Source organism: uncultured Aquimarina sp. (assembly GCF_947492405.1).
Lineage (GTDB): Bacteria > Bacteroidota > Bacteroidia > Flavobacteriales > Flavobacteriaceae > Aquimarina.
The window spans coordinates 225091-237733 of the sequence record NZ_CANLMP010000001.1 but is presented as its reverse complement, the minus strand read 5'-3'; the positions used below and the strand labels follow the sequence as shown (position 1 = coordinate 237733).

Below are 12643 nucleotides of genomic sequence, written 5' to 3'. Positions count from 1 at the left end.
TGCACATATCATGAAAAAAATTATAACTACTTCTAAAGCTCCAGCTCCAATCGGACCTTACAATCAAGCCATTCTTAACGGAAATACACTATATACTTCTGGTCAGATTGCAATCAATCCGGAAACAGGTGAACTAGTCATGGATGATATAAAAACAGAAGCGGAACAAGTAATGCAGAATCTCAAAGCAATTTTGGATGAAGTAGGTATGACTTTCGAAAATGTTATTAAAACGACTATTTTCTTAAGTGACATGAATAATTTTTCAAAAGTAAATGAAATTTATGGAAACTATTTTGATGAAGATACAGCGCCAGCCAGAGAAACAGTAGCAGTTGCCGCATTACCTAAGTTTGTAAATGTAGAAATATCTGTGATTGCCGTAAAATAATTTTTTGTAAAAAAAACATACTATAAAACTCAAGTAAAATTTACTTGAGTTTTTTTATTTTTAATCATGCTTGATTTTAAAATTAGTTCAGAAGATAGTTTATCCAAAATTATTACGGAAAAAGGAATTACTTCTTGGTCTGAACTCATAATCTATGTAAAAAACATACCCTACGGCAGAAATTTCAATAGAACTGATGCCACATTAGTAATTACAGAAAATAAAGGAACATGTAGTTCTAAACACTCGTTCTTAAAAAGAATCGCAGATCTAAACGGAATGAATGACATTAAGCTCATTATCGGGATCTATAAAATGAACGCTACAAATACTCCTAAAATAGGTAATGTAATTCTAAATAATGATGTGAAATATATTCCAGAAGCACATTGTTATTTAAGATATAATGACGAAACAATTGATGCCACTTCTAATTCATCAGATTTTGGAAGGATTATAAACGATGTTATCATTGAAAAAAACATACAACCAAATCAGGTAGGAAGTTATAAGATAAAATATCATCAGGCTTTTATCAAAGAATGGATCGTCTCAGAAAAACTAAATTTTTCATTTGAAGAAATATGGAAAATAAGAGAGCAGTGCATAGAGAACTTATCCAGTCAATCTAAGAATAGTACCAACATATAAAAAACACCATCAATTTTCGTTCATCTTAATATATTCTATTTTTACTATTCTTGTATTCATTATTTCTTTTAAAGTTTTCACAACCAAAAACAATACTCTTCTCAACACCTTTAAAATCAACATCTAAGAGCGATTTTAAAATTTTGGCACGGCGATTGATTATATAATATCAAATAACAATTAAAATTATATATTATGAAAAATTTACTATTTAAATTCAAATTTGATTTTACATCTTTCGTTAACTTTTTAAAAGAACTTCCTGCATCTTCAGCTTATGCAATTCATAGGTAATCAGAAGATGATAATTCAGGAAATATTAACCGGTAAAAATTCCGGTTCTCCCGAAGATTATCGGGTACGAAGATTTAAGAAACCTTAAAAAGCGAGACATTATAAAAATGATCTCGCTTTTGTATTTTAATTCACTTTTCATCCTTTTCCTATTTTTTTTAGAGTTCGAGTTTTGACTTCTAAAGAATTTTGATGCAAAACTACCATCCCATTACTCTTTTATTCTATGATCTAACTCATAAAACAACAAGAAGAAAGCATCTACTTTTGGAGTAACTAAAAAAAAACAATTGATATGCATTTGACATCATTGCTTAAGGACATTACATATGGAGATCACAAACCCGTAATCACGAAATTAATGGAAAGTGAAACCTCCAAAGAAATTAGAATAGTATTTAAAAAAGGGCAAGAGATGAAAAAACACCAAACCATATTCCCTATAACGGTAGCCGTTTTTGAAGGAGAAATTGGTTTTGTTGTAGATGATATAACGTATGCCCTTAAAAAAGGGGATATAATTTCTTTAAAACCACATATCGGTCACAGCCTAATTGCATCAGAAAATAGCATTGTATGGCTTTCTTTATCCAAAAATGATTCTGTAGAAAGGGTACAACAGATAAATAAGTAACACTAAATAGTGTTTATACAGATAATATATCAGAAATACGTAGTAACTCTTTATTGATACTGTGATCTTCTTTTAATCCTTCATCAAAATTGGTTGCCACAATTTTATTGTTAAGTAATCCAACCATTACATTTTCTTCTCCGTCTAACAGCAATTCTACCGCTTTTACACAAAGCCTACTTGCTAATGTTCTATCGAAGCAAGAAGGAGACCCTCCACGCTGCATATGACCTAAAACTGTTACTCTCACATCATAATCTGGTAAATTATCTGTAACATAATCCGCAAGTTCATATACATTTTTTCCGATTTTATCTCCTTCGCATACAACTACGATACTAGAAGATTTACCAGAACGTTTACTTCTCTTTAAGGACTCTAGCATTCTGTCTAACCCTAAATCTTCTTCCGGAATTAGTATTTCTTCTGCTCCTGCTCCTACTCCGCTATTTAGTGCTATAAATCCTGCATCTCGCCCCATAACTTCAATAAAAAATAAGCGATCATGTGAACTAGCAGTATCTCTAATTTTATCAATAGCTTCTACAACAGTATTCAACGCTGTATCATATCCTATCGTAAAATTAGTGCCTGCTATATCATTATCAATAGTTCCAGGAACACCAATAACAGGAATATTGTGCTCTTTACTAAATATCTCGCCGCCTTTAAAAGTACCATCACCACCAATCAATATCATGGCATCAACTTCTGCTTTTTTAAGATTCTCTGCTGCTTTTTTTCTTCCCTCTATCGTTCTAAATTCTTCAGAACGTGCCGATTTAAGAATTGTGCCTCCTGCACTTATTATATTACGAACACTTCTGGCGTTCATTTCACAATAATCATTTTCTATCATTCCTTGATAGCCTCTATAAAAACCTATACATTTTACTTTGTAATATGAACAAGCACGAGCAACTGCTCGTATAGCAGCATTCATTCCAGGAGAATCTCCACCAGAGGTCATTACTCCGATAGTCTTAATTTGTCTAGCCATTTATTGTTTGTAAAATTTAATCAAATTACTAATTCTTATCTGTAAAATTAATAAATTCTGGTGTGTCTATTTTGGTTGTGTCTTGTGTTTTTACAACCAAAGTATCCTTTTGCTTTTTAGAATTAAAAACCTTTTGCCAAAGTTCGTTAAAATTATTAAAATCTACGGAGTACGATAATCCTAAACCCTGTTTATAACCTTGAGATTCTCCTATATATTGAATCTCATTCTGTCGATTAAAAATCTTTCCTTTTAATGTTCCATCTTCATTAAAAAGATATTCTACTTCTACATCTCCCGTGACTACAGATTCACTTACACCACCTATTGGAACTCCTACTCGCCCATTAATCAAAATTCTGTTGTTGATCTGAGTAGAAACCGTAACTCCAAACTGATCTGCAGCCTCTTGATCCACATTTCTATTTCCTTGAACATAGTTTACACCAACTCTAAATTTATCATCATCACCCGAAAATATACCATTTACCAGTCCTGCTGCACGTTCAACTAAATTTCCTGTTATAAAAGTTGGATCAAGATTCCCACTATAAAACTGTCCTTGGGTAACTAATGATAGGGCTTGTAATTCTTTAGTTGCTTGATCTTCTAATTGATATTCTAATTCACTCTTAGCAACAGAGCTTAAATTCGGTAATTCTATATTGAAGTTAAGATCTGGTTGTATTAATTCTCCATTTAAATCTACCACTACTTCTACAGGAATTTTTCTATTGATCGTAGCATTCTCCAATAATACTGCTGGATTTGCTTCGGTTTTATATACCGCACTTAAATTAAGTTTTGCTCTAGTTGGACTACCATCCCAGTTAATACTTCCACCTGATCTCACTGTAAAATCTTTACCAACCAAAGCTCCATATCTAAAATTATAGCTTCCCTCATACGCTACAAAATCCCCCCACATATTAAACTTACCATTCGTATTGATCTCAATAAGTAGTGTACCTGCTCCTCGCCCTTTTAAGGAACTACCTGTTTTTTTATCCACAACCACTTCTACCAATGCATTATCATTAACATCTAGATCAAAATTAAGCTCTAATCCTTTAATTTCTTTTAATACGATTTCTTTTCCCTCTAAACGTGCTTTCTTTTCTTCAAGGGTTAAAAAATGAATATAGGAGTTATCACCAATCGATTCGGATTCATTTAACGGAATTTTAAAAACAGTGCCTTCTTCTGTAGTAGCATTTACATTGATAACTAAACCATCTGTTGGACCTTCAATGGTTGCATCACCACTAATGAAACCGGTTCCATAATATAAAGAATCTTCATCTTCTTCTGTATCCAGAACCAATAATCTTTCATTAGCTATTAGTTTAAGTCCCAACTCCCATTTAGAAAAACGCTGATGCCCAATGAATCCTCCTAAAATTCCTCTCGTATTATACTTTGTATCAGTAATATCTACATTATCAAAATTAAATCGCTGTTCATTTAAGATAATTCTCGAATCGTTATCTAAATCAAGGTCTACATTTAGGTATGGAATTTTTAATCCAGCTTCATTCAATTTTAAGACTCCATCGATAGAAGGATTCACGTAATTCCCGGTTACCTTTGCGTTACCAGTTACTAAGCCTCTAAGATCCGATATCACGATTCCCCCCAAAGCGCTAAATCCAGACATATCTAACTGATCCAAACTTACATCTATATTCATGTCTGGGTTATTATTAGACACGTCAATTGATCCAATGGCAGAAAGTGTTTTTTGATTATCCTTATTCACCAATCTGGTATTCACCTTGTATTCTGTAAGCGATTCATTACCAGAAACATTTACTCTAAGCTCTCCTAAATCCGAATCATTTACGGCCAAATCATTGATAATTACAGTAGAGCTCGGAAAATAGACTCCCTTATCCTGAAGTACCGTTAGATCTCCGTCTACTATTCCAGATAATTTTAGATTCTCTATGTATGGTGTAATCTTATTTAAATCTACATCCTCGAAGGTTGCTTTGATGTCTTTATTGTTTTTACCTTCCATAACACCAGAAACACTTATTTGTTCTTCTTCATGTCTTAACAGGATGGATCGAATATCTATATTTTGAAAATTATTATCAAAAATGATTTTATTATTACTTTTACTTCTATTGGGGTTTGCATACCAAGTATATCCTTTAAAAGTAAAGTCAGATTTTTTAAATCCTAGAACAGAATTATTGTCTTCATTAATCGTATGATAAAATTCCAGATTATAGTCATCCACATTATTCTTACCTCCTTTAAATTCTGATCGCATAAACAACGTATCTTTTAGCGTCACATTAATCAGGCTAAATTTAGACACATCATAGTATTTGGTATCAATACTATCAATTGCAACGTAGGTGTTAAATAAAGGGTTTTTATTATCCACCTGTATGTCTACTTCTTTCATTAAGTTATCGAACGCCTTTATAGAAGGTGATTTAAAAGTTAGCTTAAATTCGGAATCGTTACTTTCTACTTTACCTTTTATAAAGGTATTAGGTGCGAACTCAATTTCTGGAAAAAACACATCTACGATTTTATTATAAATCTTAAAATTGAATTCCATGAATTCATTATCCGTGATCTCGGTAGGTTCAAAATTAGTATATAAACTACCTATAGAATTGCGAAATAAGTCATACACGTTTTCGAATCTAAAAATTCCTTTAACACTTCCATCAATAATATCTGGGCTATTCATCGTAATAGTCCTTACATTTTGATCATCAAAACTAGAATTGATCTCGAAATCGTCAAAATAGTAGCTTGCATTTTGGTTTTTGTATAATGTTTTTTCGAAAGAAATTGTACCAAAAGCATCATTAATTCCGGTTCCTTTCATTTTCATTATTACATCACCATTAAAAATAGACATACTATCTCTGGTAAAAACATTTAACTGTTTTAAATCTATATGATCTACATTTGCAGCAAAATCATAATTATTGATTTCCTCTGATAAATCAGCCACACCATTAAATGTGAATTTCACGTTAGGATCATCAGAAATTAGTTTCCCATCAAAAACGGGATCTTTTAGATTTCCGAAAACATTCAGATTCGTATAAGAATATCCATTAAATTCTAGTTTCCTGATATCTCCTTCTAATTTTGTATCAAGATTTTTCAAGGTAAACCCGCTTCCATCAACATGGATATCAAAAGCGGCATTTCCTAAGCGTGATTTACCTAGTAACTGCCCAATATTAAAGTTATTAGAAATAACATTCCCATTGTAAGTTGCTTCTTTTACATCATCGAGGTTTCCTAATAAAACAAAAGCATTGATTTTACCTAGCTGAGAATAGAAATCCATATCTACATCAACATCCTTTATAGTCACAATGGTAGTACCTACACCTTTTACACTTCCTAATTGATATAATTGTTTTGGTAATGACTCGCCTAAAATTCCTGGCAGTAAATTAACAAGGTCGTAATAATTAGTTGTTAAGTTTTTTAAATCACCGTCCAATCTAAACTTAGATGCGTTTGTAACCGCATTTCGTATTCTAATATCTCCTTGAATTATGGATCTATCTAATCCGGTAATGTTTGAGTTTAATATTTTAAAATCGTTAAGAGTACCTTTGATGTTAGTATTTCTAACCATAAGATCTTCATCATTACCAAATTCTTTGTAAAAAGGTATTAAATCATTCGTAGAGATAGTAGCTTTTGTAAAATCAGCATCAATGTCCACACTATTCTCAAAATCTACAAGCCCTCCTCTTTCATAAGAAAACACAATTTCAGCTTCTACCTCAGAATCTATTGTTTTTATTAACAATTCATGAAACTTCATTTCAGTGGGGGTGATTGAAAACTTAGTTTTTAGGTTAGAAACATTCAATCCTCTATGATCCTTGAATGAAAGTACATTGGTGGTAATATGAAAATCTTCTCCATCGACTTTTAAGCTCTCAGCATCTAAAGTAATATCTCTTAAAACAACAATTCTGGGAGTATTTAGATTTTCATCTATATAACTAAACTTACTATTATCCATAGTAACACTTCCGGTGGTCAATAAAAACTTTGTATCAGATGTAGAAGTTTTTCCTGTATTGAATTTTCTAATAAAAGTCATTAGGTTATCACTACGCTCATCTTTATACATTTTCATTCTAAATGTGAGATCATCTATAGAAACATCACCTAATTCCGGTTGGCCTTTAGAAATTTCTCTAATATTCAGAACTGATGTGGCGATGCTTTTAGCGTATAACAATGTATCCTGATGATGGTCTTTTACAAAAACCTCTTTAAGGCTAACATCTCCTGAATATGTTAATCCTACACGACCAACATTTATATCTACTCCATATTCTTTATTAAGATAGTTTGTGATTTTTCTGCCAAAAAAAGTTTGAACAGCGGGAATGGAAAATAAGATCACCAATAGTATAAATAGCGAAATAAGGGTAAGTAAAACCCTCTTCAATATTTTCCCGAATTTTTTGATACGTTTTATTGTTTTAACTTTGCTGACAATATTAACAATTTCTATGCCCTTTTCCTCATAATGAGTTCACAAAATGTATACATCTTAGGTATTGAATCTTCTTGCGATGATACCTCCGCTTCTATATTATCCAACGGTACAGTATTATCAAATGTTGTAGCCACACAAAAAATTCATGAACAATATGGTGGGGTGGTTCCCGAATTAGCTTCTAGAGCGCATCAACAAAACATTGTTCCTGTAATTGATCAGGCTATAAAACAAGCTAATATTGATAAATCTGATCTAAGCGCTATAGCATTTACCAGCGGCCCTGGTTTAATGGGATCATTATTAGTAGGAACATCATTTGCTAAGTCTCTAGCGTTAGCTTTAAACATCCCTCTAATCGATGTAAATCACATGCAGGCACATATACTCGCACATTTTATTGATGAAGACGCATTTGAAAAACCAGATTTTCCGTTCCTTGCTTTAACAATTAGTGGGGGTCATACCCAAATTGTTAAAGTGAATGATCATTTTGATATGGAAATTATTGGTGAAACTATCGATGATGCTGTTGGAGAAGCATTTGATAAAAGTGCCAAAATACTAGGTCTTCCTTATCCTGGTGGACCTTTGATCGATAAACATGCACAATCTGGTAACCCTAAGGCATTTCCATTTACAAAACCACGTGTAGATGGATTAAATTTTAGTTTTAGTGGACTTAAAACTGCAGTATTATATTTTGTTCAAAAACAGGTAAAAGAAAATCCTAACTTTATTAAAGAAAATCTGGAAGATGTTTGTGCATCTATTCAATATACAATTATCAATATCTTAATTGATAAATTAAAAAAAGCTTCTAAAGAAACTGGAATAAAATCTATTGCTATCGGTGGTGGTGTTTCTGCTAATTCGGGAATACGAAAAGCTCTTAAAGAAGGTGAACAGAAATATGGCTGGAAAACTTTTATACCAAAATTTGAATATACTACTGATAATGCGGCCATGATAGGGATCGTTGGGTATCTAAAATATCTTAAAAAAGATTTTACTGATATGAGTGTTGTCGCAAAAGCTAGAATTAAGTTTTGAATAAATTGTTAGATTATTCAATTATTATAGCCTTGGATTGTTATAAATGAGAAATCAGAAATTAAAACATGCAATTATTCTATAGCAAAGATATTACAGAAGCTACTAAAGAATTTGAATTCTCTAGAGAAGAAAGTAAACATATTTCTAAAGTATTACGAAAAAAAGAAGGTGACATGCTTCAGATCACAAATGGCTTGGGATTACTTTGTAAAGGGGTAATAACATTTTCTAGCCCTAATAAATGCATTATACAGTTAAAACATAAAGAACTCCAAACTCCTAAAAAATATAGATTACATCTAGCAGTTGCTCCAACTAAAATGAATGATCGATACGAATGGTTTTTAGAAAAAGCCACTGAAATCGGAATTGATGAAATCACACCAATCATTTGCGATCATAGTGAGAGAAAAGTTATAAAAACAGAACGTTTTGAACGTATTTTACAGAGTGCTATGAAACAGTCTTTACAATGTTATTTACCTAAACTGAACCCTGCTATTTCATTTTCCGAGTTTATACAGAAAGAAAATACAGATCAACTACTCATTGCCCATTGCGAAGAAACTAAAAAGCAATCTCTAAAAGATATATTGACTATAAAAAACAGCAGCACCATATTAATCGGTCCTGAAGGTGATTTTTCTGCTAAAGAAATTGAAAAAGCAATAAAGGTAGGATATAAACCAGTCACTCTAGGAGAAACCAGACTTAGAACGGAAACTGCTGCTATTGTTGCTGCACATAGCGTTGCTTTTCTAAATTCGTAATACGATAATTTGGTGTCTTTATTATTACCAATAAAAATATAGTATTAAAAATTAGACACTTAAAATGTGTCTTTACACCTTTTGATGGTTATTTTTAAATTGATGACACTACAGAACCTGCCCCCATTACATCAGTTAATACCATTAGCAGTCTAAAGTTTATCAATGAATTCATTATTTCAGTTCAAGATATTAATGGAATACCAATTGGTGGTTTCTAAGAATAATTTTAATGCCTTTTTACATCAATTAAGTCAATTAATTATTTTTAAGGTGTTTCCTTAGCAATCGATGTTTCTTCTGAATAAATTATTAACTTTAACTTACAAAAGTAAAATTATTGTTACGTAATAATTAAGGTTGATAAATTACTAAAAACTATGGTTTTACCCTTCTTATTTCTTCGTATATTTAACGCTCAATTTTCACTCAATTATAATTACTATTATGAAAAAACTTTATTTTTTACTTTTTACTATTACACTCTCTTTAGCTTCTTATGGTCAAAATCCCATAATAACTGCTATTGTGGATGGAGATTGTTCTGGAGGAAATCCGAAATTGTTAGAGATTTATGCTGACGGAATGGTTGATTTTTCTTTATACTCTTTAGAAAATCAAATTAATGCTGGTACAACTTGGGGAAACACTCAGGATCTTTCTGGACTTGGAACAGTAACAGACGGGTTTGTTTATATCACTACTACGGGAAGCGCAACTAGTATTACTTCAGAATTCCCCTCATTGGCTACTGCTAATATTATTACCTCTAATACTATAAACCTTAATGGGGATGATAGAGTTAGAATTATATTAAATAGTTCTGGTGCAACGGTAGATCAATACGGTGTAGATGGTACGGATGGAACTGGTGCTACTTGGGAATATGCGGATTCTTATGCTAAACGAGTTGATGGAACAGGGCCTGATGCTGGCTTTATAGAAGTAAACTGGACGATACCTGGAGTAAGAACTTTAAACAATCTTGGAACTTGTCAAGGCGGCACAGATACATTTGAAACACTTATCGGTGGTATCGGAACATATACAACTACTGTGTCTACAACACCTTCAATAAATGTTGGTGGTGCAGTTTCAGGGTTAAATTATTTTGAAGCAAATGGCCCTTCTAATGAGGGTACATTTACAGTTTCTGCTTTAAACTTAACCGCAGATCTTACAGTAACTGCTCCAATGAATTTTGAAGTTTCACTAACTACAGGAACTGGTTTTGGATCTTCCGTTGCAATTACTCCTAATATGGGAACAATCGCAACTACTACAATTTTTGTACGTTTAGCGGCTGGTTTAACATCTAATTCTTATATGGGAGATGCTACTGCATCATCTACAGGAGCCGCTGATCAAACTGTGGCATTAAGCGGAACTGTTTCTCCAGCTGATCCTCAATTTACAATTACTGGATTTATTGGTGATTTTTCATATTTTGAAGGAGCAGGTCCTTCTGCTGAAGACAGTTTTAACGTAGAAGGTTTATTCCTTACTAATGACATTACTGTAACTGCACCAATGAATTTTGAAGTTTCGCTAACTACAGGAACTGGTTTTGGATCTTCTGTTTCTATTACGCCAACTACGGGAACTGTAAATAGTACTGAAATTTTCGTAAGAATGGTATCTGGTCTTACTGCTAATTCATATACAGGAGACATTATAGTATCTTCAACTGGCGTAGCAATGGATGAAACCATTGGATTAAGTGGCACAGTATCTCCAGTTGCGACATGTGCAAACGTTGGTGATATTATCATTACAGAAGTGATGCAAAACCCATCAGCTGCTGGAAATGATCCTAATGGAGAATATTTTGAGCTATATAATACTACAGGAAGTCCAATTGATATACAAAGTTGGATCATTAAAGATGAAACTTCTACCACAGAAATACATGTGATAGCATCATCAGTAGTTGTTCCAGCAATGGGATATGTGTTGTTAGCTAATGAAGCAACTCCAAATGGGGGAATTACACCGGATTATACTTATGATGTAATTTCTCTAGGAAATTCTACAGATGGGCTTATTATAGAATGTAGTTCTACAATTATAGATCAGGTTATCTGGGATAATGGAGCTACGTTTCCTGATCCTACAGGAGCGAGTATGGAATTATCCATTAACGATTTAAATAGTACTGCTAACGATGATGGTGCTAATTGGGCCGAAGCTATTACAGCATTTGGTAGTGGTGATCTAGGTACTCCTGGCGCTGCTAATGATAATGCAAGTACACTATCTGTTGATTCGTTTGATGAACCTACAAATAACTTCGCTATATCTCCTAACCCTACAAATACAGGTTTTGTAAATATTACTACAAAATCTAACACTACTGTTAGTGTTAGCATTTTTGATATGTTAGGGAAACAAGTTATTTCTAAAACTTTAAACGATACTCGTTTAAATGTATCAGACCTAAATACTGGTATTTATATCGTGAAATTAGATCAAAATGGCACATCGGTTACTAAGAAATTAGTGATCAAATAAGCTTTAAATTATACTAATTAAAAAGAGCATTATCATTGTTGATAATGCTCTTTTTAAATTCTAAGTTTTAGTATTAAAATAAATCTAAGCATAATAAATCCAAATATTTTCTTCCTTATATTCTCCAAAATTGTTTTTCACATCTATTTTTATCAGATTCAAAGCTCCATCAACCATATAAGTCCCCGATTTTATTATTTTTATATCTAGTAAGTTTTCCCAGAAATGAATATCACCAATAACATTCATAGACTTTTCACATACTTTAATAATCTTTGCTCCACTCTCTAAATGAGTTCGGATCCAAGGATCCATAATCTTACCGTTCTCTTGTAAGCTCATATAATTCTTCATCTTCATCTCAGGAAATTTATATTTTAGAATTGGTCTTATAGGGATTATAAAATTCTTATGCCCCAAATCTTCCTTGACTTTTTTAGCTCTTGCTATTAATAATTTACTAAATCCCTGCCCTTGAAACTCTTGAGTAACAACAATCTGCAAACCACCTAAACTATTTGGTTGTATACCGCTTTCAAAATCACTAATTCCTTTTTTAACAAGCCAATCCCATCCTTCTTCAGGTAATTCCGTAAAAGGTTGGTCCCAAAAAATAGGCACTATATTCATAAAGCCAATGAGCTTATTATCCTCTCTTATCATAAAAAGTTGGGTATTGGGAAAGTACTCCTCCAGCCTACTCCAATATTTTTTGGTGGTTTGAGAATTTAAAATAACTTCTGGGAATGCAAAGTTTATCGCGTTTCTGTATTGTTCCAAAAGGTGTGCATCTAAATCAGAAAACGTTAGATATTGCATCTATATTCTTGTT

General features: G+C 32.4%; 9 protein-coding genes. 6 read left to right on the top strand and 3 right to left on the bottom strand.

The genetic code is table 11. From position 1 onward, the window contains the following. Positions 1 to 10 precede the first annotated feature (10 nt). From Q0829_RS01020 to Q0829_RS01010, 3 genes are all read left to right on the top strand, one after another. On the top strand, positions 11 to 391 hold the full coding sequence (locus Q0829_RS01020) for a RidA family protein (RefSeq protein ID WP_298538900.1): 381 nt from the start codon (positions 11 to 13) through the stop codon (positions 389 to 391). 66 nt (positions 392 to 457) lie between these two features. Then, positions 458 to 1042, top strand: a complete 585-nt coding sequence (locus Q0829_RS01015) for a hypothetical protein (RefSeq protein ID WP_298538898.1) — start codon at positions 458 to 460, stop codon at positions 1040 to 1042. A 589-nt stretch (positions 1043 to 1631) separates the two neighbouring features. Further along, the gene (locus Q0829_RS01010) at positions 1632 to 1970 is read left to right on the top strand and encodes a cupin (RefSeq protein ID WP_298538896.1); all 339 of its coding nucleotides are present in this window, start codon (positions 1632 to 1634) and stop codon (positions 1968 to 1970) included. Positions 1971 to 1983: 13 nt separating this feature from the next. On the opposite strand, the gene pfkA is transcribed toward Q0829_RS01010, so the two are convergent. After that, positions 1984 to 2970, bottom strand: coding sequence for a 6-phosphofructokinase (gene pfkA / locus Q0829_RS01005; RefSeq protein ID WP_298538893.1), 987 nt, complete (start codon positions 2968 to 2970; stop codon positions 1984 to 1986). Between the two features lie 28 nt (positions 2971 to 2998). Then, positions 2999 to 7423 (bottom strand): translocation/assembly module TamB domain-containing protein, encoded by a 4425-nt coding sequence (locus tag Q0829_RS01000; protein WP_298538891.1) that lies wholly within the window; start codon positions 7421 to 7423, stop codon positions 2999 to 3001. Positions 7424 to 7504: 81 nt separating this feature from the next. Here Q0829_RS01000 and tsaD point away from each other — a divergent pair, with 81 nt between their 5' ends. The 3 genes from tsaD (at position 7505) to Q0829_RS00985 (ending at position 11811) form a co-directional block, all read left to right on the top strand. Then, positions 7505 to 8527 (top strand): tRNA (adenosine(37)-N6)-threonylcarbamoyltransferase complex transferase subunit TsaD, encoded by a 1023-nt coding sequence (tsaD, locus tag Q0829_RS00995; protein ID WP_298538889.1) that lies wholly within the window; start codon positions 7505 to 7507, stop codon positions 8525 to 8527. A 68-nt stretch (positions 8528 to 8595) separates the two neighbouring features. Continuing rightward, complete coding sequence (locus Q0829_RS00990; protein ID WP_298538888.1) at positions 8596 to 9300, top strand: 16S rRNA (uracil(1498)-N(3))-methyltransferase; 705 nt, start codon at positions 8596 to 8598, stop codon at positions 9298 to 9300. Positions 9301 to 9747: 447 nt separating this feature from the next. Beyond that, positions 9748 to 11811, top strand: coding sequence for a T9SS type A sorting domain-containing protein (locus tag Q0829_RS00985; protein ID WP_298538885.1), 2064 nt, complete (start codon positions 9748 to 9750; stop codon positions 11809 to 11811). A gap of 84 nt (positions 11812 to 11895) precedes the next feature. Here the strand turns inward: Q0829_RS00985 and Q0829_RS00980 are convergent, their stop codons facing one another. Then, the gene (locus tag Q0829_RS00980; protein ID WP_298538884.1) at positions 11896 to 12630 is read right to left on the bottom strand and encodes a GNAT family N-acetyltransferase; all 735 of its coding nucleotides are present in this window, start codon (positions 12628 to 12630) and stop codon (positions 11896 to 11898) included. Positions 12631 to 12643: the final 13 nt, after the last annotated feature.